24 protein-coding genes are annotated in these 22,418 nt (G+C 64.5%); 13 read left to right on the top strand and 11 right to left on the bottom strand.

Translation table 11 applies throughout. From position 1 onward, the window contains the following. Window positions 1-11: 11 nt before the first annotated feature. On the bottom strand, window positions 12-947 hold the full coding sequence (locus FJ543_RS18845; RefSeq protein WP_140876414.1) for a DMT family transporter: 936 nt from the start codon (window positions 945-947) through the stop codon (window positions 12-14). Between the two features lie 205 nt (window positions 948-1,152). Here FJ543_RS18845 and FJ543_RS18840 point away from each other — a divergent pair, with 205 nt between their 5' ends. After that, window positions 1,153-2,043, top strand: a complete 891-nt coding sequence (locus tag FJ543_RS18840) for a LysR family transcriptional regulator (protein ID WP_140876412.1) — start codon at window positions 1,153-1,155, stop codon at window positions 2,041-2,043. Window positions 2,044-2,101: 58 nt separating this feature from the next. Here FJ543_RS18840 and FJ543_RS18835 read toward each other — a convergent pair whose 3' ends face one another. The 3 genes from FJ543_RS18835 to FJ543_RS18825 form a co-directional block, all read right to left on the bottom strand. Continuing rightward, the gene (locus tag FJ543_RS18835; RefSeq protein ID WP_140876823.1) at window positions 2,102-2,452 is read right to left on the bottom strand and encodes a DUF2200 domain-containing protein; all 351 of its coding nucleotides are present in this window, start codon (window positions 2,450-2,452) and stop codon (window positions 2,102-2,104) included. Window positions 2,453-2,556: 104 nt separating this feature from the next. Continuing rightward, window positions 2,557-4,215 (bottom strand): acyl-CoA synthetase, encoded by a 1,659-nt coding sequence (locus FJ543_RS18830; protein WP_140876410.1) that lies wholly within the window; start codon window positions 4,213-4,215, stop codon window positions 2,557-2,559. A 155-nt stretch (window positions 4,216-4,370) separates the two neighbouring features. Continuing rightward, window positions 4,371-5,264 (bottom strand): LysR family transcriptional regulator, encoded by an 894-nt coding sequence (locus FJ543_RS18825; protein WP_140876408.1) that lies wholly within the window; start codon window positions 5,262-5,264, stop codon window positions 4,371-4,373. A 103-nt stretch (window positions 5,265-5,367) separates the two neighbouring features. Here FJ543_RS18825 and FJ543_RS18820 point away from each other — a divergent pair, with 103 nt between their 5' ends. Further along, the gene (locus FJ543_RS18820; RefSeq protein WP_140876406.1) at window positions 5,368-6,123 is read left to right on the top strand and encodes an SDR family oxidoreductase; all 756 of its coding nucleotides are present in this window, start codon (window positions 5,368-5,370) and stop codon (window positions 6,121-6,123) included. A gap of 87 nt (window positions 6,124-6,210) precedes the next feature. Then, window positions 6,211-6,423, top strand: a complete 213-nt coding sequence (locus FJ543_RS18815; RefSeq protein ID WP_015316894.1) for a 4-oxalocrotonate tautomerase family protein — start codon at window positions 6,211-6,213, stop codon at window positions 6,421-6,423. A 77-nt stretch (window positions 6,424-6,500) separates the two neighbouring features. Here FJ543_RS18815 and FJ543_RS18810 read toward each other — a convergent pair whose 3' ends face one another. After that, complete coding sequence (locus tag FJ543_RS18810) at window positions 6,501-6,968, bottom strand: DUF6428 family protein (RefSeq protein WP_140876821.1); 468 nt, start codon at window positions 6,966-6,968, stop codon at window positions 6,501-6,503. A gap of 104 nt (window positions 6,969-7,072) precedes the next feature. Here FJ543_RS18810 and FJ543_RS18805 point away from each other — a divergent pair, with 104 nt between their 5' ends. The 4 genes from FJ543_RS18805 to arsK are packed head-to-tail and all read left to right on the top strand — an operon-like array spanning window position 7,073 to window position 9,777. Continuing rightward, window positions 7,073-7,426 carry a metalloregulator ArsR/SmtB family transcription factor gene (locus FJ543_RS18805; RefSeq protein ID WP_140663420.1) on the top strand — a complete coding sequence of 118 codons (354 nt, stop codon included), beginning with the start codon at window positions 7,073-7,075 and terminating at the stop codon, window positions 7,424-7,426. Next, window positions 7,423-8,160, top strand: coding sequence for an MIP/aquaporin family protein (locus FJ543_RS18800; RefSeq protein WP_140876404.1), 738 nt, complete (start codon window positions 7,423-7,425; stop codon window positions 8,158-8,160). Before FJ543_RS18805 ends, FJ543_RS18800 begins: the two co-directional genes overlap by 4 nt. Next, the gene (gene arsC, locus FJ543_RS18795; RefSeq protein ID WP_140617965.1) at window positions 8,157-8,570 is read left to right on the top strand and encodes an arsenate reductase (glutaredoxin); all 414 of its coding nucleotides are present in this window, start codon (window positions 8,157-8,159) and stop codon (window positions 8,568-8,570) included. The genes FJ543_RS18800 and arsC overlap by 4 nt, the downstream gene beginning before the upstream one ends. Continuing rightward, on the top strand, window positions 8,551-9,777 hold the full coding sequence (arsK, locus tag FJ543_RS18790) for an arsenite efflux MFS transporter ArsK (RefSeq protein ID WP_140876402.1): 1,227 nt from the start codon (window positions 8,551-8,553) through the stop codon (window positions 9,775-9,777). The genes arsC and arsK overlap by 20 nt, the downstream gene beginning before the upstream one ends. Window positions 9,778-9,935: 158 nt before the next feature. Here arsK and FJ543_RS18785 read toward each other — a convergent pair whose 3' ends face one another. Together FJ543_RS18785 and FJ543_RS18780 are read right to left on the bottom strand one after the other, a co-directional pair. Further along, window positions 9,936-10,751, bottom strand: a complete 816-nt coding sequence (locus FJ543_RS18785; RefSeq protein ID WP_140824056.1) for an oxidoreductase — start codon at window positions 10,749-10,751, stop codon at window positions 9,936-9,938. Window positions 10,752-10,802: 51 nt separating this feature from the next. Next, entirely contained in the window at window positions 10,803-11,099 is a 297-nt protein-coding gene (locus tag FJ543_RS18780) for a YciI family protein (protein WP_015316901.1), read from the bottom strand. Window positions 11,100-11,213: 114 nt separating this feature from the next. Here FJ543_RS18780 and FJ543_RS18775 point away from each other — a divergent pair, with 114 nt between their 5' ends. Continuing rightward, the gene (locus tag FJ543_RS18775; RefSeq protein ID WP_140876400.1) at window positions 11,214-11,666 is read left to right on the top strand and encodes a helix-turn-helix domain-containing protein; all 453 of its coding nucleotides are present in this window, start codon (window positions 11,214-11,216) and stop codon (window positions 11,664-11,666) included. Window positions 11,667-11,735: 69 nt separating this feature from the next. On the opposite strand, the gene FJ543_RS18770 is transcribed toward FJ543_RS18775, so the two are convergent. Continuing rightward, a complete protein-coding gene (locus FJ543_RS18770) occupies window positions 11,736-12,647 on the bottom strand; it encodes a transcriptional regulator GcvA (protein ID WP_140876398.1) in 912 nt (303 codons plus the stop codon). Window positions 12,648-12,863: 216 nt separating this feature from the next. Between FJ543_RS18770 and FJ543_RS18765 the strand changes: the two genes are divergently transcribed. The 3 genes from FJ543_RS18765 (at window position 12,864) to FJ543_RS18755 (ending at window position 15,141) form a co-directional block, all read left to right on the top strand. Further along, window positions 12,864-13,061: a DUF1127 domain-containing protein gene (locus tag FJ543_RS18765; protein WP_140788497.1), complete on the top strand. Its 198-nt coding sequence runs from the start codon at window positions 12,864-12,866 to the stop codon at window positions 13,059-13,061. After that, window positions 13,058-13,954, top strand: a complete 897-nt coding sequence (locus FJ543_RS18760) for an NmrA family NAD(P)-binding protein (protein ID WP_140876396.1) — start codon at window positions 13,058-13,060, stop codon at window positions 13,952-13,954. Before FJ543_RS18765 ends, FJ543_RS18760 begins: the two co-directional genes overlap by 4 nt. An 86-nt stretch (window positions 13,955-14,040) precedes the next feature. Then, complete coding sequence (locus FJ543_RS18755) at window positions 14,041-15,141, top strand: KamA family radical SAM protein (protein WP_181174011.1); 1,101 nt, start codon at window positions 14,041-14,043, stop codon at window positions 15,139-15,141. Between the two features lie 8 nt (window positions 15,142-15,149). Here the strand turns inward: FJ543_RS18755 and FJ543_RS18750 are convergent, their stop codons facing one another. Genes FJ543_RS18750 through FJ543_RS18740 form a run of 3 tightly spaced genes read right to left on the bottom strand, consistent with a single transcriptional unit; the run spans window position 15,150 to window position 20,416 of the window. Beyond that, window positions 15,150-15,794: a 4'-phosphopantetheinyl transferase superfamily protein gene (locus tag FJ543_RS18750; RefSeq protein ID WP_140663406.1), complete on the bottom strand. Its 645-nt coding sequence runs from the start codon at window positions 15,792-15,794 to the stop codon at window positions 15,150-15,152. Then, window positions 15,791-16,267 (bottom strand): GNAT family N-acetyltransferase, encoded by a 477-nt coding sequence (locus FJ543_RS18745; protein WP_140663404.1) that lies wholly within the window; start codon window positions 16,265-16,267, stop codon window positions 15,791-15,793. The genes FJ543_RS18750 and FJ543_RS18745 overlap by 4 nt, the downstream gene beginning before the upstream one ends. 30 nt (window positions 16,268-16,297) lie before the next feature. Next, a complete protein-coding gene (locus tag FJ543_RS18740) occupies window positions 16,298-20,416 on the bottom strand; it encodes a Pls/PosA family non-ribosomal peptide synthetase (RefSeq protein WP_181174010.1) in 4,119 nt (1,372 codons plus the stop codon). Between the two features lie 641 nt (window positions 20,417-21,057). Between FJ543_RS18740 and FJ543_RS18735 the strand changes: the two genes are divergently transcribed. Next, a complete protein-coding gene (locus FJ543_RS18735; RefSeq protein ID WP_140876390.1) occupies window positions 21,058-21,303 on the top strand; it encodes a DUF680 domain-containing protein in 246 nt (81 codons plus the stop codon). Window positions 21,304-21,439: 136 nt separating this feature from the next. Continuing rightward, window positions 21,440-22,411, top strand: coding sequence for an MBL fold metallo-hydrolase (locus FJ543_RS18730; RefSeq protein ID WP_140876388.1), 972 nt, complete (start codon window positions 21,440-21,442; stop codon window positions 22,409-22,411). The last annotated feature ends 7 nt before the right edge of the window (window positions 22,412-22,418 follow it).

Below are 22,418 nucleotides of genomic sequence, written 5' to 3'. Positions count from 1 at the left end.
GTGGATCGCGATCAATCGGCCGGCTGCCCGGCTGGGCGCAAACCTGCCTCGCCCTTCGATATGGTGCCACGCGACGATGTCAGCCAGACGCCGAACAGCGTCACCGCGAGGCCGAGGACCATCGCCGCCGAAAGCGGCTCGCCGAAGAGCAGCCAGGCCCAAAGCATCGTCACCGGCGGGCTGAGATAGATCACGCTGCTGACCTGCGCGGCGCTGTGGAGGCGCAGGCTCGCATAATAGACGCCGTAGCAGAAGAAGGTCGAAAACAGCACCAGCCAGGCGATGCCGAACTCGAACCGGCCATCAAGGGGCGGCATCAGCCCGCCTTTCCATTCGGCGCAAGCGGCAAAAAACAGCGCCGCCGTCAGGCATTGGATGCACAGGCTCTGGTGGATGGGCATGTTGATCGTCCCCATCCGCTTCTGCAGCACGGTCGCCAGCGCGAAGCCCATCATGGAAGCGATCGTGACCACGTACGCCCAGGCCGGCGCGGTGCCGAGACTGAGGCTGTTCAGCGAGACGACCAGCACGCCGAGCACGCCGAGAGCCGTTCCGGTCCACTGCCTCGATGTCAGCCGGTGGCCGAGAACGGGCTGCGACAGTGCCGCGATGGCGAGGGGGACGAGGTCCGAGATCAGCGCGACAAGGCCGGTCGGCACGCGCTGGCCGATGGCAAGCGCGAAGCCGCCGAGATAGAGGAACATCATCGCCACGCCGAACGCCATCTGCTGGAGCAGCGCCCGGACGCCGATGCGCGGCCCGACCATGAGCGCGAAGGGCAGGAGGACCAGCCCTGACATCAGGGTTCGCCAGAACAGCACCAGCATGACGTCGGCGCTCTCGCTGGCGTAACGGATGCCGACAAAGCCCGAGCTCCAGCTTACGACCAGGGCTGCCGCCAGAAGCGGCCAGGCCAGGCGACGGGACGGAGGTTTCGGGAGCGTCATGCAGTCTCTTCGTCGAAGCGGGTTCGCCAGCGGATCACGGCCGATCTCGAATGCGGGATTTATGGCGGCGCGCAAGCGCCTTTGCACATGACAAATTTCGATATATCCATGAAATAGGCGCGAGATGTGGCATATATGATTGACCTCAAAGCCCGTTCTCTGCCGAAACCTTGAAGCGCTGCTTTCGTTTCAAACGAGGATTGTCATGACTGGAGTGATGAGCCGCCGCCTGGATGTCGATGCCTTGCGGGCGATGGTGGCGATCGAGAAACATGGCGGCGTTACCCGGGCAGCCGAGATGCTCGGCCTGTCGCAATCGGCCGTCAGCCACAAGATCAGGCGGCTGGAAGCGAGTCTCGACTGCGAAATCCTCAGTCGCAAGGCGAATGCGCCGATGTTCACCAGTTCAGGGCAGGATCTGCTGGGCTATGCCAGGCGCATCCTGGGCATCCATGACGAGGCGATCCTGAGCCTGTCGAAGAGCACGCTGCAAGGCAAGATCGCTTTGGGGATGACCGAGGATACGACCTGCACGGACCTTTCGCGCATCCTTGGCCGATTTCGTCGGCTATACCCCGAGGTGAGCGTGCGCACGCAGGTGCGCATGAGCCTGGCCTTGCAGAAGCTGTTGGGCGAGGGCGCGCTCGACGCGGCCATCATCCAGGTGTTCCAGCACGACGTCCGCCCCACCGATGTCCCGCTGTTCCGCGAGACCCTGCATTGGGTGAAGTCGCCCGAGCTGACCCTTGGGAAAGGCGACCCGGTGCCGTTCCTATCCTTCGACGAGAACTGCTTCTATCGCCGTTGGGGCCTCGATCTCGGCCAGGACGAGGGAACGGTGTTCGAGATCGTGTTCGAATGTTCGAGCGCGGCCGGCATCATCGCCGGCGTGACCTCCGGCCTCGGCGTCGCGCTGCTCAGCCAGCGGCATCTGCGGCCCGGCATGGAGATCGTCGACAAGTCGTTCCCCAAGCCTCCGGACCTCGCCTACGTCATTCGCCGCGCCCGCAACGTCCGCAATCCCGCGCTGGAGACGCTGGTGCGGGAGATAGAGGCTGAGGTGAAGCGCCACGGGACGCTGCAGATCGCGGTGTGAGGGGTGTGATTAGCGCTTGCGCCCGTGCGCCCGGTTGATGATATCGCGCGCTCGAGCCTCATTTCCGGAGTATCTTCTCCATCGCTTTCCCCTTCGCAAGCTCGTCGATCAGCTTATCGAGGTAGCGAATTTCCTTCATCCGTGGATCCTCAATATCTTCCACGCGGACGCCGCAGACCACCCCTGTAATCAAATTCCGCAAAGGATTCAGTCGAGGGGCCTGACCAAAGAACTCCTCGAAGCTGGTTTTCGTCTCCAGTTCGGCGTCGAGTTCCTTCTCGGTGTAGCCCGTCAGCCAGCAGATGATCTCATCGACCTCGGCTCTGGTGCGTCCTTTCCTTTGCGCCTTGGCGACATAGTGCGGATAGACGCTGGCAAAGCTTGTGGAATAGATTCGATGCTCCGATATGACGTGCCCTTACCGGTGGCGCCTATCGCCCGCACTCGACTTTGCTTCCAATGCGCAGGTCTCAGCAATTGGCGCAGGACCGACTCCAATCTTCCCGCCGCCCTTCACCCGTTCCTTTTCTCCACCTCAGCCTTGCGCAACAAGAACCGTTGGATCTTGCCGCTAGGGGTCTTCGGCAATTCCCCGACGAAGTCGATCTCGCGCGGATAGGCATGGGCCGAGAGGCGTTTGCGGACATGCTGCGCCAATTCTTCGGCGAGTTCCGGGCTGCCCTCGTAGGCGGGCGCCAGGATGACGAAGGCCTTGACGATCTCGGTGCGCTGCGGGTCGGGCACGCCGACCACCGCCGCCTCGTTGACGGCGGGATGTTCGATCAGCGCGCTTTCGACGTCGAAGGGGCCGATGCGGTAGCCTGACGAGGTGATGACGTCGTCGGCGCGGCCGATGAAGGAGACCGAGCCGTCCGGCTCGTATTCCACCGTGTCGCCGGTGCGGTAGTAGCCGCCCGATATGGCCGGCGTTTCGGCCTGGTGGTAGCCGTCGAACCAGCGCAACGGCGAGTTGGCGATGTCGACGGCGAGGATGCCGGGCTGGTTGGGGCCGAGCTCGTTGCCGGCCTCGTCCAGCGCCACCATGCGATAGCCCGGCATGGCAAAGCCCGCCGAGCCGGCGCGGACAGGGTGCGCCAGGCCGTGATGGTTGTTGACCATCATGCCGTTCTCGGTCTGGCCGTAATGGTCGTGGATGGGCGCGGCGAGATGGGCGTCGAACCAGCGGATCACTTCCGGGTTGAGCGGCTCGCCGGCGCTGCTCACCACACGCAGCCGGCCTTTTGCACGCGCGGCGGCGTCGGGACCTTCGGCGAGCAGCAGGCGGAAGGCGGTGGGCGAGCCGGCAAGGCTGGTGACGCCAAGCCGCTCGATGACATCATAGGTGTTTTTGGCGGTGAAGGCGCCCTCGTTGAAGGTCGTGGCGATGCCGAGCAGCAGGGGTCCCGTGATGGCGTAGTAGAGGCCATAGGCCCAACCCGGATCGGCGATGTTCCAGAAGATGTCGTCTGGGCGCAGGCCGATCGCGTCGCGCATATAGGCGCCGAAGGCGAGCAGCGCGTTGAGCGGCACCGGCACGCCCTTCGGCAGGCCGGTGGTGCCCGAGGTCGACATCATCATGAACAGGTCTTCGCCTTTGCGCATCACCGGGTCGCAGTTGGGTGAGGCGGCGGCAAGCGCGGCACGGAAATCGATGTCGCCCGGGGACAGGGCGTCGCCAGCACCGAGGATGGTGGCGATTTGCGGAGGGTTCGCGACCTCGTCGAGCTTGCCGCGATTGGCCGGATTGGTCACCACCAGCCTGGCGCCGCTGTAGCCGAGCCGGTGTTCGATCGCCTTCGGGCCGAAGGCAGTGAACAGCGGCTGGTAGACCGCGCCGATGCGCCAGGCGCCGAGGATCAGCGCCACCAGTTCGGGGATGCGCGGCAGCATGCCGGCCACGACATCGCCCGGGCCGACGCCCAATTCCTTCAGCAGAGTGCCGACGCGGCCGGACATGTCGGCGAGATCCTCGAAGCTGAATTCGCTGAGTTCGCCGCCGGCAGAGATGGCGCGCAGCGCCAGGCGGTTTCCGCCGGTGTGCCGGCCGCAGCATTCGACATAGGCGTTGATGCCGGTCGCGGGGTCGCCCTGCAGTCTCGCGATCTCATCCTCAATACGAAAGCTTGCAACGGCATCGTCATAGCGCGGCAAGCCGGCTTGCTGCTTGGTCATGAAAATCCTCCCTGGCGGTGCGCCATCTCCCCATGGCGCGCTGTCGGGGCGACATTGACATCAGATGGCGCCGATGGGCAACGGCGAGTGCCTGTTCCTTTGTATTGACGCAACTCCGGACGAAAAACCGCTACACACTTTTCCCGGAATTGCGCTTACAGGTTCGCCTCGGCGAAGATGCGTGCCGCCCAGTCGAGAAAGACGCGCAGGCGCGGCGAAAGCTGCCGGTTCTGCGGATAGAGCGCCGAGAGCGGTGTCGGCGAGGGCGGATACCCGGCCAGCACCTCGACCAGTGTTCCCTCTGCCAAATCCTTCTCGAAGCGATAGCGCGGCGCCTGGATGAGGCCGAGGCCAAGCCGGGCGAGGTCGGCGGCGGTGTCGGAATTGTTGGCGGCGACGCGGCCGGGCAGCCTGACCTCGCGCGTCTTGCCGCCGACGGTGAATTCGAAGGGCAGCACTTCGCCGGTGCGGGAGGAGACGAAGCCGATCGCCTGATGGCCGTCCAGCGCATCGGGGGAGGCCGGCGTGCCGTGGCGAGAGAGATAGGCGGGGCTGGCGCAGGTCATCTCGCGGATCATGCCAAGCCGGCGCATGATCATGCCGCTGTCAGGCGGCTCGCCGACGCGGATGACGCAGTCGACACCCTCGCGCACTAGGTCGACCAGCCGGTCGCTCTGTCCGATCTGCAGGTCGATGCGAGGAAAGCGGGCGAGTAATTCCGGCAGGCGCGGCAACAGGAAGGTGCGGGTGAGCAGCGTGCTGGCGTCGATGCGCAGCAGGCCATACGGCTCGGCATTGCGGAAGGCGGCCTCGGCATCCTCGATCTCGGCCAGGATGGACAGGCAGCGTCCGTAATAGGCCTCGCCATCCTGCGTGGCGTTCACCTGGCGCGTGGTGCGCTCGAGCAGCCTTGCGCCGAGATGTTCTTCCAGCCGCCGGACCGCTTCCGTCGCGGTCGAGCGCGGCAGGCCGAGATCGGCGGCGGCAGCGGTGAAGCTGCGCCGCTCCAGCACGCGAACGAAGAGCCGCATCGTGTCCAGGCGATCCATGGTCTTTGTTCGCAGTTTCCGAATAGTGATGTCAAGACAAGGCTGATTATCCGGAAGTTGGTTCGGCCTATATCCGTCTCACCAACAAGAAGGAGAGACTTCCATGACTTCAGGCCAAACGAGCACGGGCCAAACTAAAGCGGCGATCGTGACCGGCGCCTCCAAGGGCATCGGCGCGGCGATCGCGCGGAGGCTGGCCCGCGACGGCATCGCCGTCGTCGTCAATTACGCGCGGGGACAGGCCGAGGCCGAGGCGCTGGTGCGCGCCATCGAAGCCGATGGCGGCAAGGCGATCGCCGTGCAAGCCGATATCGCGGTTCCGGCCGGTATCGCCAGCCTCTTCGACGCCGGCGAGAAGGCGTTCGGAGGCATCGATATACTGGTCAACAATGCCGGCATCATGAAGCTTTCGCCGATCGCGCAGGCCGATGATGCCTTCTTCGACACCCAGGTCGCGATCAATCTCGGCGGCGTGTTCCGTGGCATGCGCGAAGGCGCAAAACGCATTCGCGATGGCGGCCGCATCGTCAATTTTTCGAGCAGCGTGGTCGGCCTCTACCAGCCGGGTTACGGCGTCTATGCCGCCACCAAGGCGGCGGTCGAGGCGATGACGCACATCTTGGCCAAGGAGCTTGGCGCGCGCGGCATCACCGTCAACGCGGTGGCGCCCGGACCGGTCGAGACGGCGCTGTTCACCGATGGCAAGAGCGCGGCGCAGATCGAGGCCACGGCCAAGATGATCCCGCTCGGCAGGCTCGGCCAGCCCGACGACATTGCCGGCGTGGTCTCGTTCCTGGCAGGGCCGGACAGTGGCTGGGTCAACGGGCAAATCATCCGCGCCAATGGCGGCGTGATCTGAAGGAGGCTGGCCGCTGCTGCTGTGGCGGTCTGCCTCCCGTTCCATTCGAAACCTAGCCTAAATGATTGAGAAGACAAGGAAAACACCATGCCATTCGCCAACATCAAGATGCCGCAGGCGGCGCTCTCCAAGGCACAGAAAGAAGACCTCATCCATCGCACGACCGCCATGTTCGTCGACTTTTTCGGCGAGGGCGTGCGGCCCTACACGATGGTGCTTGTGGAGGAAGTCGCCGATGGCGGCTATGGCCGCGCCGACGAAGTGTTCGTGGTGCCGGACGCTTTTCGCGCCAAGGACTAAGGTTGCCGATGTCCGGCCGGCCTGCACATGGCTCACGCCCGCGCTTCCGGTACTCACATGCTCAAAAGCACCCTCCGTTAGCCGCAGCATGGCCCGGCGGAGGGGCCACAGCAGGCCTTGGCCTTCTTTTCCTCCTCCAGCCAGCGGTCGTGCGGCTTGCAACTCGCTGGCCGTGGCGCAAGCGCGACATGCACGGCGCCGTCGGCCAGCCGGGGCAGGGCGGCCCGGTAGAGCTGCATCGGGCGCACGCCGTCGCTGACCTCGAAGGTCAGCTTGGCCGCCTGGTCGAGACCGACATGCTCGGTCACTTTCCGGATGATCGCCGCGAATTTTCCAGCCGGCATATGGGTGCGGTCCTCATTGACGTCCCATAGCTGCACGAAGATCTCCGACCATGATTCCGGATTCCCGCCGCAGTCGAGCGCGTCGAAGCGGCCGGCCTTGACCTCGGTGACATGGTAGCCCGGCAACACCGGCCCGCCTTCATGGAAAAACACCAGTGGCTTTTCCCTGTGATCCGCCAGAAAGCCCAGCAAGCCGGCCATGGTGATGTCCCGCGGGTCGGCCGTGATCACGGGATCAATTCCCGATTGTCAGAGGCGAGCATGTGCGATAATCCTTGCTTCAATATTCATAGGATTGTTGAAATATGAATGAACGTCAAGCCCTGTCGGCCTTCGCGGCGCTGTCGCAGGAAACACGGCTGCGCGTGCTGCGCCATCTGGTGATCGCCGGCCCCGACGGCATCGCCGCCGGGGCGATCGCCGAAAAGGTCGAGGTTTCGGCGTCCAACGTCAGCTTCCACCTTAAGGAGCTTGAACGCGCGGGGCTGGTGAGCGTGCGCCGCGATTCCCGCTCCATGGTCTACAGCGCGGAGTATGACATGCTGAGCGGTCTTATCCGCTTCCTGATGGAGGATTGTTGCTCCGGCCGGCCGGAAATCTGCGCGCCGGCGGTGTTGCCGGGCTGCTGTGCGGCCGACACGCGGGAGCCTGCCCGATGAGTGGCGGCCACACTGTGCCTGGCGCATCCTCCATCAGGGACACGGCCGGTTTTGATTTGCCGCGCCGGCTCACGGCGGAAGCTCTCGGCACCGGCTTGCTGGTGGCCACGGTGGTCGGTTCCGGTATCATGGCGCAGTCGCTGACGCCCGATCGCGCGCTGGCGCTGCTTGGCAACACCTTGCCGACGGGGGCAATCCTCGTGGTGCTCATCACCATACTGGGGCCGGTCTCGGGCGCCCATTTCAATCCGGCCGTTTCAATGGCCCTGGCGCTGTCGCGCCGGCTGCCGGCGAGCGACTGCGCCTGGTATGTGCTCGCCCAATTCTCGGGCGGCGTCGCCGGCACGGTCGGCGCGCACCTGATGTTCGGGCTTTCGCCGCTCGCCTTGTCGACGCATGACCGAACGGGACCCGCGCTCTGGCTTTCGGAAGGGATTGCGACCTTCGGGTTGCTGGCGGTCATTCTCGCCGGCCTGCGTTTCAAGCGCTCGGCCATCCCCTGGCTAGTCGGCCTCTATATCACCGCCGCCTACTGGTTCACCGCATCGACATCGTTCGCCAACCCAGCGGTCGCGGCCGCACGGTCACTGACGGACAGTTTTTCCGGAATCAGTCCGGCAAGCCTGCCGGGCTTCATCGCCGCCGAACTGGCCGGCGCGGGCATTGCCCTGGCGCTGACGACATGGCTGCTGCAGCCGCACGTTCAACCGTTCCCCATCGAGGCCAGGCCATGACGATCACCATCTACCACAATCCGGACTGCGGCACCTCGCGCAACACGCTCGCCATGATCAGGGCGAGCGGCGAGGAGCCGACCATCGTCGAATATCTGAAACATCCGCCGCCACGTGCGCGGCTGGAGCAGTTGATAGCGACGCTCGAAATACCCGTGCGCGCCCTGCTGCGTGAAAAGGGCACCCCCTACGCCGAACTGGGCCTGGCCGATCCAAAATGGTCCGACGGCCAACTGCTCGATGCCATGCTCGAGCATCCGATCCTGATCAACCGGCCGATCGTCGAAACGCCGAGAGGGACACGGCTGTGCCGTCCGTCCGAGCTTGTGCTGGATCTGCTCGACCACCCGGTGAGCCGGTTCACCAAGGAAGACGGCGAGGTGGTGAGCCATGACCGCGGTGGGCAATGATGGAAGCCTTGCAAAAGCCGAAACCGCGGAGCGTGCGCCGATAGCGGCTGTCGCCGCGCTCGGGATCACCCAGATTATCGGCTACGGCACGCTCTATTACAGTTTCAGCATCCTTGCCGGCGACATGGCGAAGGATATGGGCTGGCCAACCGAATGGATATCCGGCGCGCTATCGGCCGCGCTGCTGGCCGGCGGGCTGACCGCACCCTTGCTCGGCGGCTGGATCGACCGTTTTGGCGCGGGACGGATCATGACCGCCGGCTCGGCCGTTGCTGCCGCTGCGCTTGCCGCCTGTGCCTATGCGCCCAACGGTCCAGCCTTCGTCGCCGCGCTGATTGCCCTGGAGGCAGCATCGAACCTTGTCCAATACGGCGCGGCCTTCGCGCTGCTGGTCCAGATCCGGCCGCGTGCCGCGCAGCGCAGCATAACCTATCTCACCCTCATCGCCGGTTTCGCATCGACCGTCTTCTGGCCGATCACATCGGCCATGCATGCGCATTTGCCTTGGCGAGACGTTTACCTCGTCTTTGCCGGGCTGAACCTTCTGGTCTGCCTGCCGCTGCACGCTTGGCTATCGCAGGGACTGGCCAGAAGCAGGCGCGCGGCGATCGAGCCGCCACGGCACGTCGCGGGATCGCTGCCGGCCCCGGCGCGGCCGCTCGGCTTTGCCTTGATGGTTGTCGCTTTCTCGCTCCAGAACCTGGTCAGCGCCGCGGTGTTGGTCCATATGGTGCCGCTGCTGTCCGGGCTCGGTCTGGGTGCCGTCGCCGCCATCGTTGGAACGCTGTTCGGGCCGTCGCAGGTGCTCAGCCGTTTCATCAATATGGTCTTCGGGATCAACCTGCCGCCGCTGCGGCTCGCCATCATCTCAGCCGTGCTGATGACGGCGGGCGTGGTCATCCTGCTCGGCACCGCACCTTCGATCGCCGGTGCGATGGCGTTCGCCGTCATCTTCGGAATGGGCAACGGGCTGTTCAGCATCGTCACCGGGGCACTGCCGCTGACGCTGTTCGGCAGCGAAGGCTATGGCCGGCTGCAGGGACGCGCCATGTCCGCCCGCCTGATCGTCTCGGCGGTCGCGCCGTTCGCCCTGGCATTGGCCATGGCCCATATCGGCATTTCCTGGTCGTTGGGCCTGATGGCGCTTGTTGGCTGTCTGGCTTTGCTGGTGCTGGCGGCGATCGCGAAAGTGTCGAGTGCCACCTGAAACCGGGCAGGGATGTCCAGAGGCGGCTTGCCCCACTCGGCCGGCTCAATTTCCCTCTCGCAACCGTCGTGGATCGGCTTGTGGTGCCTCAAATCATCCGCCGCAGCAGCGGATGTCGTTTCAAAACCGGCCCGCCGAACAGTGACTACGGGCCTTTGTCACGACGGCAGGTTCATCTGTTTTCGGAGGCTTTTGTCGAAAGCATGCGCCGGAACAAACCGTCGCAGCAGGTACAGGCGCCGCGCCTGCTTGCTGGCGGGATAGCGCAACTTCGGCGATGTCGCGGTGGCCGCGGTGACGACCGCCTGGCCGACGACCTCGGGAGCATCGCCGGTTTCGATCGCCCTGTTCCAGACCGCGGTCGCCGTTGCCCGCGCCTGGTCATAGACACTCATCATCCTGTCCGGCTTCGTCGCATTGTGATCGAGAGCCGTACGGGTGAAGGCCGGTTCGACCAGCAGGACGCGAATACCGAAGGGGCGGACCTCATGGTCCAGCGACTCGGAGTAGCCCTCGACGGCATGTTTCGTGGATGTGTAGAGCGCGCTGAACGGGCTGGGGACAAAGCCGACAACCGAGCTGATGTTGACGATCCGGCCGCCGCCCTGACGTCGCATGATCGGCAGCACCTCGTTTGTGACGCGGATGAGACCGAAGACGTTGACGTCGAAAAGGGTCTTTGCCTGTTCAACGGACGATTCTTCCGCACCCGCGATCAGTGCATTGCCAGCATTGTTGACCAGCAGGTCGATGCGCCCGGCCTGGCTTATCACTTGCGACACCATGCTTGCGACGGAGTCCGCGTCGGTCACGTCGCAGCTCAGCATCGTGATCCCGGGCGGTGACCCGGTCGCGGCTTTCCGGCTCGTGCCGAAGACGCGGTAGCCGGCCGACTGAAGGGCTTTGGCTGTCGCAAGCCCGATGCCGCCCGCTGCTCCGGTGACGACGGCGACGCCGCGATTTTTGTTGTTCATTTCAATATCCTTCGAGATGCATGATCATGACGCTTTGTGCCGACGGACTTGTCAGCCGTGTACGCTCAGATGAAGCATGGGGTGATGTTCGTAATGGCCGGCGCCATTTCTCACGATGGGGTCTTGTGAGGTTATCGCCTGGATGTCCTGGTCGTCGGCGATCCGGTATAGTGACAAGCCATAGCCGCCGCCTGGATCCATCACCGGACCGTGGGCGACGATCAGTCCGCGGTCGAGCAACTCGTCCAAGAAGGCGCCATGCTGCCTCATCCATTCCCGCTCGTCGCCGGTCATGGATGCAAGAAAGTCGGCACGGGGCGGGATGTACTTGCACAGATAGAATTTCATTTGGGACTCCCAGCGGCGCGATGACCGGCCGTCACCATCATTTTTCGGTGGAACGGCCTCGCGAGATCAGATACTATCAAATTAATAGTAAGTCACTATCAAAATGGTATCGACGTGAAGAATCTTTCCAACCAGCCCTGTTTGATCGCCCGCAGCCTCGGCACGGTGGGCGACACGTGGAGCATGCTGATCATGCGCGATGCCCATGCGGGGCTCAGCCGTTTCGACGAATTTCGCAAGAACCTCGGCATCGCTCCGACGATGCTGACTAGCCGGTTGGCGACCTTGACGCAGGAAGGGCTGCTGGAGAAACGGCGATATTCGGAGCGGCCGCCACGGGATGAATATGTGCTGACCGAGGCCGGTCGGGATTTGCTTCCGGTGCTGTTCTCGCTCGCCGCCTGGGGCAGCAAGCACCGGGGCGGTGGCAATTTCACTCGGTTCTTCGACGCCGAGACAGGAACCGAAATCGACCCAGTCAGCATCGATCGCGGGACCGGAACGCCGATCGGGAGCCGTCCCATACGGATCGTGATGCCCAAGCTGCCTGACGGCCCGTCGGACTGACTGGATGCGCCGGAGCGAAAGGCGATAGCTGGCCGGCAAGAGAGGGAATTCAGGTGGGCGTTCCTCGGATCAGCCGCTCTTCTTCGCACCAATCCAGTCGGCGGCCACTTCGGCGAACAGCCAGTCACGGAACGCCCTGATCTTTTTCTGGCGCAGCGCGCCTTCGGGATAGACGACGTAGTAGCTGGCCGCCGATTTCAGCGCGAGATCGAAGGGCCGGACCAGCCGGCCTGCCGCGAGGTCGGCCGAGACCAGCGCGCTGCGGCCGAGCAGCACGCCTTCGCCATGCACGGCGGCCTCGACGGCGAAGGTGGCGGAATCGAAGCGCACGCCGCGTGTGGGGTCGATGCCTTCGACACCGGCCTGCTCAAGCCATGTCGCCCAGTCGATGCGAAAGGCGTCGTGGATCAGTTTGTGGTGCCTGAGGTCCGCTGGCAGATGCAGCGGATGCTCGCCTTGCAGCAGTTCCGGGCTGCAGACGGGGAAAACCTCCTCGTCGGCGAGGAATTCCGCCGTCACCCCGCTATAGCCGCCGCGGCCGTAGCGGATGGATATGTCGATGCCGTCGCTGACGAAATCGGCCAGCACGCCCGAAGTCGCCAGCCGCACGTCGATGTCGGGATTGGCGCGATGGAAACGATGCAGCCTCGGCACCAGCCAGCGGCCGGCGAAACCGTCGGACGTGCTGACATTGAGGATGCGCGTCGAGCGGTCGGGTGTGGCGGCGATGGTGGCGGCGGCGATCTGGTCGAGCGCCTTGCCGACCTCCGTCGCATAGGCCGCGCCGACGCCCGTAAGGCGCACGGAGCGTGTGCCGCGATCGAAGAGCTGGATGCCCAGCCTGTCCTCGATGTTGCGGATGGCGCGGCTGACCGCGCCATGGGTGAGGTTGAGCTCCTCCGCGGCCTTGGAGAAACTCAAATGCCTGGCCGCCGCGTCGAAGGCGGGCAAAGCGGTGAGGGGCGGCAGTCTGCGCGGCATTGGATCGACCTGTGAGTGTTACTCACAAATCCTGCACAAGGAGTCGTTTGTCGTCCAGCCCTTAATGGCCCAATATCCAGGCGTACCAAGCATCCACACCGGCTTTCCGGTTCATCGATGCGCTGAATTGACCAGACAAGTGTGAGCAATCGTCATGCTCGCCCCACTCGGGCGACATCGGCAGGCTTGCGCCCAGTGAAACACAGGAGACGGATTATGACCTTGACCCTTCGACCCATCGGCGCCGCGATGAGCGGCCTTGCCATGCGAAGCGCGGCAGCGTTCGAGCGCCGCCGCACATTGCGCCAGATCTCCCGGCTTTCCGATCGCCGTTTGCATGACATCGGCCTGGAACGCGACTGGGATGGTTCGATCCTTGCTAACGAAATTCTGGGCAATGGGAGGGCGATATGACCAGCACCCTGATCATTGGCGCGACCGGACTGCTCGGCAGCGAGATGGCCAAGGCCAGCGCGCGCAATGGCGACAGCCTCCATGTTCTGGTCCGGCAGGCAACGTCGGCCAATGAAGCGCGGATGCGCCCGCTGAAAGACCTCGGCGCCACCGTGCATGTCGGCGATCTCGACGGCTATGACAGCCTCGTGCGCGCCGTCGGCAAGGTCGACCGCGTCGTTAGCTCGGTGCATGTGGGGTCGGCCAGCGAGATGACGCTGGTGCGCGCCATCAGGGATGCCGGTATCTCCCGCTATGTGCCGTCCGCCGGTTTCGGCCTCGACTTTGCCGCCGCCGCACCCGGCTCGATCGAACCGCTCGACATCAAGCGGGCCGTCTTCGACGCGGTCCGTGAGGCCGACCTGCCCTATACGGTGATCTACACCAACGGCTTCTTCTCGACCTGGGTGGCGACGCTGGGCGACCTGACGCGCTTCGGCTCGACGCCGCTGCCACCCGACGAGGTGACGCTCTATGGCGAGGGCAACGTGCCGGCGACCTTCGTCAGCGAGAAGGATATCGCTGCGGTCACCATACGCGCGCTTGAGGATCCCAATGCTGTTCGCAGCGAGATACGGATCGCACAGAACAAGATCACCCAAAGTGAAATGATCGAGCTGTGGCGGCAAGTGAGCGGCCGTTCGCCCCGCGTCAAGCAGATGAGCGCCGAGGAGCTGGAGGCGCTGATCGCGGCGGTTCCCGGCCTTGGATTGCTGCGCGCATTCTGGATCCGCGGCGAGACCGCGCTCGAGACGGCCACCCCGGAAGCCGGGACGCTTTATCCGGAGTTGAGGTTCGAGACGATTGAAAGCGCTTTTGTGGCGATGGCTGGCGCGGATGGACATAGGTTGTGAAGGCGGCGGACATGGTTGGCGTTGCGACAGCGGTTGACCGCGCTGTTCATCCGGCCGATAGGTCCGCGCAAACAGCCGAGACGCCGATGCCCAATCTCAAAGATGCGACCCGCGCCGCCGACACCGCCTGGCAGGACGATGTCCGCGCCGGCGTGCGCCATGTGCGCGACCTCGCTTCCCTGCCGCTCTCGCCGGCCGAGCGCGAAGCCGCGCACGCCGCCGCGGCGCTTCACAAGGTGCGGGCGCCAAAGGCCTATCTCGACTTGATCGACTGGAACGATCCCGCCGATCCGATCCGGGCGCAGGTGATCCCGTCGCCTGGGGAATTGGACGAGGCGGAGGGTGAGCTTGGCGACCCGATCGCCGATCACGAATTCAGCCCGGTGCCGCGGCTGACGCATCGCCATGCCGATAGGGTGCTGTTGTTCCCGACCTATCAATGCGCGGTCTATTGCCGATTCTGCTTCCGCAAGGAATCGCTGACGTCGATCGGCCGTGGTTATACGCGCGAGGCGCTGGAGCCGGCGCTGGCCTACATATCGGACCATCCCGAAATCCGCGAAGTGATCCTGACCGGCGGCGATCCGCTGTCGCTGCCCGACAAGGCACTGGCCGAGATCCGGGCGCGCATCGAGGACATCGCCCATGTGCGATTGCTGCGCCTCCACACGCGCGTGCCGGTGGCACTGCCGTCGCGCATCACGCCAGGGCTGGTCGCGGCGCTGCAGGGTCGGCTGATGGTGACGGTGGTCACCCACTTCAACCACGCGCGCGAGATCACCGACGCCACCGAAGTGGCCTGCCGCGCCTTGCGACAGGCCGGCTTCGTGATGCTCAACCAGAGCGTTCTGCTGAAGGGCGTCAACGATACGGTCGAAGCGCTGGAAGAGCTCTGCCGCGAGCTGATGTACCGGCTGGGGATAAAACCCTACTACCTCCACCATGGCGATCTCGCACGCGGCATGGCACACAGGCGCACCACGATCGCGCAGGGGCAGGCGCTGGTGGAAGCGCTGCGCGCGCGCCTGTCGGGCATCTGCAACCCTGTCTATGTGCTCGACCTGCCCGACGGGGGAGGGAAAGTGCCGCTTGGACCTTGCCATGTCGAGGAACAGGACGGGCAGCGCTGGCGCATACGTGGGCTGGATGGTGCGGTGAGGGCCTATCGAGAGGTGGTTGGCGAATAGGCCAACGCCTATCTGGCAACAAACGCCAGCACGACCACGCGCGGGGCGATACAGTGTGCGAGGCTGACCTTGCGGCCCGTCCTCGTTGTCGCGTGGCCGGTTTCGAGGTCCACGGCGATATCCTCATAGCCCAGCACCTCGCGATCCAGCGGATAGGCGGCCTTGTAGACCGCTTCCTTGGCGGCGAAAAGGATGCGGCCGGCAAGCTGCCGGTCGGCGGCGTCGATCCGGTCTTCGGGAATTGCCACGAGCGAGAAAATCTCATCGGGCAGGGGCAGCGCCGGCTCGACGTCGATGCCGAGCGAGGCGATGCGGCCAACAGGCGCGACCGCCGCCACGGCCATGTCGTCGTCATGCGCGAGCGAGCCCGTTATCCCGTCCGGCCATGCGGGTGCACCGGACGGCGTGCGCAAGAGGGCGAAACCGTCGAAGCCGGCATCCGTCAGCAGTCGGTGCGCGAGCAATCGCGCCGCGCCGCTGGCCCGCCGCATGGACGGCTGGCGAGCGGGGATGGAGCGTGCTTCCGCCGGCAACAGATGGGTCTCGTCGCCTTCGCGGATGATCCGGCAACCGGTGCGGACCCCGGCAGGAGCCATGGCGGCCATGGCGCGCGCCATGGCGATTTCCTCGGACGGATCGGCGGGCGGCGTCATCGGTCGCCGGTGGGCAGAATGAGATCCGCGATCATTTCGCCGTCCTCGTCGAGCCCCTGTTCGACGAAACCGGCACTGCGATAGAGCTGCCGTGCCGCCTCGTTCTCCGGTTCGTAGCAGATCGACACGTGCCTGATGTGGCCGAGCCCGTCGATTTCCTCCAGCACTTCACGCAACGCGGCCTTGCCGTAACCCCGGCCTTGCGAGGCACGGTCGATCATGAAGCGGTAGATGCGCGCCTCGTCATCGTCCCGCGGCGCCTCGTACATCAGGAACCCGACGATCTGGTCGCCTGCCATGACGGCGCGTGGCCGCGCGTCCCGATCGGATCTGGCCTCACGCAGGGAGGCTGCATTGCTGGCGACGAAATCCATCTGCTCCGGCGCCAGCTGCAATGCGGTGACCAAAGCGCGATTGGCTGGGGTCACCGGGCCGATCCGGATGTCCGCGGTGCTTCCGGATCGCTCTGCCACGTGGCCCTCCGACGATTTCGGGATCGAGCGTCAGGACGACGCCCTGGAGCCGTCTTCCATGACCGGCTCGACGAACCGGTGCAGCTTGGCCGGATTGCCGCGCCAGATCGAGTTGGGCTCCAACTCCTCGCCCTTCATCACGAAGGAATCGGCATCGACCATCGATCCCTTGCCCATCACCACGCCGTAATGGACAAAGGCGGAAGGTCCGAGCGTGCAGCCATCGCCGATACGGATGAAGTCGGACTTGAACGCACCTTCTTCCAGCGAGTGGGCCTGGATGACGCAGCCTTCATTGAGCGTGACGTCATCGCCGATCACCACGAGGGAACGCTCGGTCAGGTTGGCGCCGCCGTCATAGACGCGCTTGCCCACCTTGACCCCAAGCATGCGCAGGATCATCGGCCGGAACGGGGTGCCGGCGAACAGGCGCACAACAGGCGAATCCGCGAGCTTCCAGTGGCGCTCGTGGCGCCAGAATGTGACGTCGTAGATCGTCGTTATCTGCGGCTTCAGCTTGCGAAAACCGAGGCTTGCCCGCTCGACGAAGATGTAGAACGGAATGGTGATCGCCGAGGTCAAAAGCACCGCCACGAAGAGGGCGATCTCAGCCCATTCGGTGTAGTAGTTCAGTGCCCGGTCCCAGATCGCCAGCGTGGCGAACAGCATGATCCATTGCGTCGCCATGAACAGGAGGATCGTCACCAGGTTGTGACGGTTCTTGAGCGGGATGCGCTGGCGTCGGTCTTGCTCGTCGATGCCGGCGATGAGTTCCTTGTCGCGGTTCACCATGCGCGGGATTTCAAAGGGCGGCGAGCCGAGAAGGCCGACATTCTCGCGCAATGGCCCGTCGATGGGGACCATCACCTTGGTGCCGAGCAGGACGTTGTCGCCCGTGCGTCCATCCGGCGGATAGTAGATGTTGTTGCCGAGATAGTTGCGCTCGCCGATCCGGGTCGACTCGAGCCGGAACGCGGAAGCGGACTTGTGCATGTTGATCATGAAAAGCCCGTCCGACACCATGGTCTGGGTGCCGATCTCGCACAGGAGCGGGTTTTCGTGCTGCTGGTTGGAGCCGAAATTGGAGCCCGTCTGCACCACCTTGTTGAGGTTCCAGCCGATGGCGCTCATGTAATGGACGATGGCCGAGCTGTCACCGAACAGCAGCCCGAGCACGCGGGAGTTGCTCGAGAACTCGGCAACCGTCTGCAGCCAGTAGCGGAAGCCATAAAGCGTGTAGGTACGGCCGGGTTTCAGGATCAGGCTGAACAGGCGCGGCACCACCGTGGCCGCGAAAAAGGCCGCGGCGATGTAGCCGAACAGCGTGACCGTGGTGCCGATCGCCACAATGCCGATCGTCTCCTGATAGTCGTCGCCGATATTCTCCCAATAGCTGTGGAACAAAAGCGGCAGCGGGGTGACGATGGCAAACAGGCCTATCAGCTGCACGGCCTCGTAGAGGAAGCGCCGGATGAGGGGAGGATTGACGTTGCGCACCTTGCAATAGTCCGCCGTGGTCGGCACCGCGGGCGATCCATGCCAGTGTTCGCCGTCGGGGATGCTTTGCCCGCGCTGCAGCGAGGAGGAATGACCGAGCTGGCCGCCATCGCCGATCGCGGTGTCGGTGTCGAGCGTGCAGCCGACGCCGACGAAGGCGTCGCGGCCGATGGTCAGCGGCCCGGTGTGGATATAGCCGGCCTGGGCGCGATAGCCGAGGATCAATGATTCCTTGCGCAGGATCGTTCGGTCGCCGATCGAAATCAGGTCCGTGCACACCGGCACGGCCCGGGATTCGATGACCACGTTCTTGCCGATCCTGGTTCCCAGAAGCTGCAGGTAGAGGCTGTAGAGCGGGCTTCCGCGGAACAGCACGACGGGTGCCGTGCGGATCAAGGTTTTGACCACCCAGAAGCGATAGTAGCGCAGGCCCCAGATCGGGAACGCTTCCGCCTTCCAGCGGCCGACCAGCAGCCATTTGGCGGCAATGGCGAAGCCCGACATGCCGAAGAACACGCCGGCCGAGAGCACCACGCACCTCACATAAAGCTGCAGCGGGTCGTCGAGCGTGTCATAGACCCAGTTGAGGCCGTCATTGATCGCCCACAAGGCCACGTAGCTGTAGAGCGCGTAAAACAGCAACTGCGCCGCGCCGCAGGTCCAGTAGACGAAATTGGACGCCTGGCGGGTGAGAACGGGCTCGTTGGTGGCCGTCGTCATCTCTTCCGCGACGCTCAGGTGCTTGGCCAGGCGCGCCACCGTCGGATAGAGATAGATGTCGCGCATCGACGTCGTCGCCCATTCCTTGCGGGTGCGCACACGCGCGCAAAAATGCGCCATCAGCAACGAGTTGGCGCCGAGATCGTCGAAGAAATTGTCCTCGACGGACACGTCGTCGAACTTCAGCACGGCGCATAGCGCGTCGGCCAGGAAACGCTCGTCGTCATTGCCGGGCGGCACCATGGCGCGATCGGCCGAGAGCCGGACGCTGGTTGGTTTGGGCAACTGGCGAAGGTCGACCTTGTTGGAGACCGTCATCGGGATCGCCGGCAGTTCCTCCAGATAGGAGGGCACCATGTAGTCGGGCAGCCGCCGCTTCATCGTCTGGGCAATGTCGGCGCGCGAGAGCGCCGGCTGGCCGACCTTGGGCGCGTAATAGGCAACGAGTTCGACGCGGCCGGGCTCGATCTCCCAGGTGGTGACGGCGGCCTGCGCGATCTCGGGCTGGTCGAGCAGCACGGCCTCGATCTCGCCGAGTTCAATGCGATAGCCGCGGATCTTCACTTGGGTATCGATGCGCCCGGCATACTCGATCTCGCCGGCGTCACTGATCCGGCCAAGGTCGCCGGTGCGGTAGATGCGCTTCGACGGGTTGTTCGGCAGGCCGAGGAAATCGGCGATGAACTTCTGTTCGGTCAGGTCCGGCCGGTTGAGATAGCCGGCCGCCAGCCCGATGCCTGCAATGCCGATCTCGCCCAGTTCGCCAGGTTCGGCGAGCCGCGGCAGCGAAGGGTCGAGAATGACGATCGAGTAGGTGGGCAGCGGCGCGCCGATCGTCACCGGCCGGTCCGGCGTCAATGCACCCATGGTTGCCGTGACGGTCGCCTCGGTGGGGCCATAGGTGTTGAGGATCTGCCGGCCGGGCTTCGACCAGCGCACCACCAGATTGTGCGGGCAGGCCTCGCCGCCGACCAGCAGCGTGCGCAGGCTGGGCACGTCCGATGTCATGGACGACAGAAGCGTCGGGCTGCAGGCCATGCAGGTGATGTCGTGATGGCGCAGGAAATCGCCGAGCTCTTCGCCCACGAGAGGCATCTGGCCTGGTGCCGGCACGACCGTCGCGCCGGCGACGAACGGCACCCAGATCTCCTCGGAGGAAAAATCGAAGGCGATGGTCATGCCCTGGTAGACGCGATCGCCCGGCCGGTAGCCGTAGGATGCGGCGGCGACGCGGATGAAGTTGACGAAGCTCTGGTGGCGGATGGCCACGCCCTTCGGCCTGCCAGTCGTGCCGGACGTATAGAGGATGTAACAGATGTCTTCGACCGCCGTGGGGGCCGGCGCCTTGTGCGTCTTCAGCGGCGCGTCGGATTGGGCTGATATTTCGGCGGCGGCGCTGTCGATCAACAGGTGCGGAACCGGCAGCTGGTCGGCCCGCGAAGCGTAGGTGGCGATGGTGACGACCAGGCTGACGCTGGCGTCTTCGATGATGAGCGCCATGCGCTCTTGCGGAAAGGCGGTGGCCAGCGGCACGAAGGCGGCACCCGCCTTCACCACGGCGAGCAGGGCCACATAGGTTTCCGCGGACCGGTCGAGGATGAGCCCGACACGGTGACCCGGCCGCACGCCGCGCTTGACCAGCAGGCGAGCAAATTGGTTGGCGCGCTTGTCCAGCTCCCGATAGGTCCAGGTGCGGCCCTCGGAGATCACCGCCGGCAGCGTGGCGAATGTCTCGGCGAGTTGCTCGAAGACCTTGTCGAGTCGCTCGTCCGGTTGACCCGCCCGGGCAAAATCGGCGCCCGCCAGGACCTGGCCGTGTGCTCCGGAGGCAATTCCCGCAAGTGCATCGACGCTGTCGGAGCTGGTCTCGGGTCCTGCGCCCGATCTTGCCGCTTCCCTGTCCAGTTCGGCGATATCGATACCGTGGTCCATTTCCAAACTTTCTCGTCCTGGCAAGCCGTTACAGGCACATCTCGGTCACGCCGCCGCGCCGGCGGGCATTGCCGGCTGTGCCGTCGCTGCAATTTGATCGTTGTTCATGGAGGGGGAATGACTGAAGCTTCCAGAACGGAAGATTCCGGAATTCAGACCGGCGATCGCCGGCCGCACCCTCTTTGGCCGGGCGGTTATCACGGAATCGACCGCCCCGTCTTCACAGTTTCGGGAGCATGGGCGTAGGGCGCAAGCGCGCGCATTGCCTGGGCGCTGCCGGCGGCGAGCGACATGCCAGGTAGGGCACCCATCGATCCGTTCGAACCTCGTTGCATTGCCGTACCCAATTCCGTGCCCCTGTGTCCGTGCGCCTGCATCGTGCACTTGTGCGGCGGCCAGATTTCCGGCCGTTGAGGGATGCTTATGCCATCCGATCTTTTCGCCAGTTTTTCCGAACTGTTGAATCTTGTTTCTGAATTGTGTCTGGGCAGCCTTCCGTAGGGCCGCTTCCTGCAGTTTCAGCCCTTCCAGAAAAAATCTCATAGCGCCCAGGAATAAAGCGCGGCCCTTGCGGGTCTTCTCTGCAAGCGGGGCAATTTTGCGGTCCGCGACCCTAGAAAACGAAACAAGGATTTACCGAAATGACCAAGCTCGCTCTCAGCGTGGCTGCGATGTTGCTTGCCTCGACTTCTGCCTTTGCCGGCAGCGACCATTTCAACGCCAATGCCTCCAACCAGCCGGGCGTCGCCGTCGACACCAATGCCACCGCCTCGATCCCCTACGCGGCACGTCCTCATGGCGTCGATACCAAGGTGACGACCGGGCCGAGCCGGCCGGTGACCAAATCCGATGCGGACGAACCCGGCCAGGGCATCTGGGGCAACTGAGTTCACGGGTCGGCGCCGGATCCCGGCGGCGCCGATCCGATCCGCGATCAGCGACGGAGGGCCAGGGCTTGGCGCTCCGTCATTCCATTCGATCTTTCGCCTTAGCCTTAGCCACCACTCAACAGAGGAGATCACCATGTTCAGCATGTCACGCCGCACAGTGCTTCAATCCGCCGCCGCCGCTGCCGCCTTCGGCCTTGCCGGCAAGCTGGAATTCACCCGTCCCGCTTTCGCGCAGACGCCGTTGGAACCCACCGTCGGCTTCTACAAATACACGGTCGGCGATATCGAGGTAACCGCCGTCTATGACGGCATCTGGAAGAAGCCGCACGACCCGGCCTTCATCAAGGATGTTTCGGTCGACGATACCAAGGCAGCGCTCGCCAAGGCGGGGCTGACGACCGACTTCATGCCCATTCCGCTCACCGTAGCCGTGCTCAAGATGGGCGGCAGGCTGATCATGATGGATGCCGGCTCGGGCGTCGGCCAGTGGCAGGCCAACGCCACGCACCTGCCGGCCAACATGGCCGCCGCCGGCATCGACTACAAGGCGATCGACACCATCATGATCTCGCATTTCCACCCCGACCATGTCTGGGGCCTCATGGAGAAGGGCACCAACACGCCGGTGTTCCCCAATGCCGAGCTGATCGTCAACGCCACCGAATACAAGTGGTGGACCGATCCGAGCAGGCTGGCGAAGCTGCCCGAGGGCCGCAAGCCGGCGGGCAAGCGCATCGCGGAGAATTTCCCGAAATGGAAGAACTGGAAGCTGGTCGAGGACGGCGCCGAGGTCGCGCCCGGCATCCAGATCATCGCCGCCCCCGGCCACACGCCCGGCCATTCGGTGTACCTCGCCAATTCCGGCAAGGAACAACTGATGATCTCGGCCGACACAATGTATGTGCCGGCGCTTCTCGCACCGCATCCGGAATGGCAGGGCGCCTATGACCAGGACGGGCCGACGGCGATCGCCACGCGCCACAAGATCATCGACCGGGTGATCGCGGACAACATCCGCATTTCCGGTTCGCACTTCCCGTTCCCGGGCACCGGCGTCTTCGTCAAGGACGGCAATGCCTACGGCTTCACGCCTGTCGAAATCTGAGCGCGAG

It is taken from the genome of Mesorhizobium sp. B2-5-7, from assembly GCF_006440875.1.
GTDB lineage: Bacteria > Pseudomonadota > Alphaproteobacteria > Rhizobiales > Rhizobiaceae > Mesorhizobium > Mesorhizobium australicum.
The sequence above is the reverse complement of the archived record's forward strand: the minus strand, read 5'-3'. Positions and strand labels throughout refer to the sequence as shown.

Bases quoted from the DNA above. Each gene is read 5' to 3' on its own strand.
- FJ543_RS18845 (WP_140876414.1), bottom strand. From the start codon at position 947: ATGACGCTCCCGAAACCTCCGTCCCGTCGCCTGGCCTGGCCGCTTCTG.
- FJ543_RS18840 (WP_140876412.1), top strand. From the start codon at position 1,153: ATGACTGGAGTGATGAGCCGCCGCCTGGATGTCGATGCCTTGCGGGCG.
- FJ543_RS18830 (WP_140876410.1), bottom strand. From the start codon at position 4,215: ATGACCAAGCAGCAAGCCGGCTTGCCGCGCTATGACGATGCCGTTGCA.
- FJ543_RS18825 (WP_140876408.1), bottom strand. From the start codon at position 5,264: ATGGATCGCCTGGACACGATGCGGCTCTTCGTTCGCGTGCTGGAGCGG.
- FJ543_RS18820 (WP_140876406.1), top strand. From the start codon at position 5,368: ATGACTTCAGGCCAAACGAGCACGGGCCAAACTAAAGCGGCGATCGTG.
- FJ543_RS18815 (WP_015316894.1), top strand. From the start codon at position 6,211: ATGCCATTCGCCAACATCAAGATGCCGCAGGCGGCGCTCTCCAAGGCA.
- FJ543_RS18810 (WP_140876821.1), bottom strand. From the start codon at position 6,968: ATGGCCGGCTTGCTGGGCTTTCTGGCGGATCACAGGGAAAAGCCACTG.
- FJ543_RS18805 (WP_140663420.1), top strand. From the start codon at position 7,073: ATGAATGAACGTCAAGCCCTGTCGGCCTTCGCGGCGCTGTCGCAGGAA.
- FJ543_RS18800 (WP_140876404.1), top strand. From the start codon at position 7,423: ATGAGTGGCGGCCACACTGTGCCTGGCGCATCCTCCATCAGGGACACG.
- arsC (WP_140617965.1), top strand. From the start codon at position 8,157: ATGACGATCACCATCTACCACAATCCGGACTGCGGCACCTCGCGCAAC.
- arsK (WP_140876402.1), top strand. From the start codon at position 8,551: ATGACCGCGGTGGGCAATGATGGAAGCCTTGCAAAAGCCGAAACCGCG.
- FJ543_RS18785 (WP_140824056.1), bottom strand. From the start codon at position 10,751: ATGAACAACAAAAATCGCGGCGTCGCCGTCGTCACCGGAGCAGCGGGC.
- FJ543_RS18780 (WP_015316901.1), bottom strand. From the start codon at position 11,099: ATGAAATTCTATCTGTGCAAGTACATCCCGCCCCGTGCCGACTTTCTT.
- FJ543_RS18770 (WP_140876398.1), bottom strand. From the start codon at position 12,647: ATGCCGCGCAGACTGCCGCCCCTCACCGCTTTGCCCGCCTTCGACGCG.
- FJ543_RS18765 (WP_140788497.1), top strand. From the start codon at position 12,864: ATGACCTTGACCCTTCGACCCATCGGCGCCGCGATGAGCGGCCTTGCC.
- FJ543_RS18760 (WP_140876396.1), top strand. From the start codon at position 13,058: ATGACCAGCACCCTGATCATTGGCGCGACCGGACTGCTCGGCAGCGAG.
- FJ543_RS18755 (WP_181174011.1), top strand. From the start codon at position 14,041: ATGCCCAATCTCAAAGATGCGACCCGCGCCGCCGACACCGCCTGGCAG.
- FJ543_RS18750 (WP_140663406.1), bottom strand. From the start codon at position 15,794: ATGACGCCGCCCGCCGATCCGTCCGAGGAAATCGCCATGGCGCGCGCC.
- FJ543_RS18740 (WP_181174010.1), bottom strand. From the start codon at position 20,416: ATGGACCACGGTATCGATATCGCCGAACTGGACAGGGAAGCGGCAAGA.
- FJ543_RS18735 (WP_140876390.1), top strand. From the start codon at position 21,058: ATGACCAAGCTCGCTCTCAGCGTGGCTGCGATGTTGCTTGCCTCGACT.
- FJ543_RS18730 (WP_140876388.1), top strand. From the start codon at position 21,440: ATGTTCAGCATGTCACGCCGCACAGTGCTTCAATCCGCCGCCGCCGCT.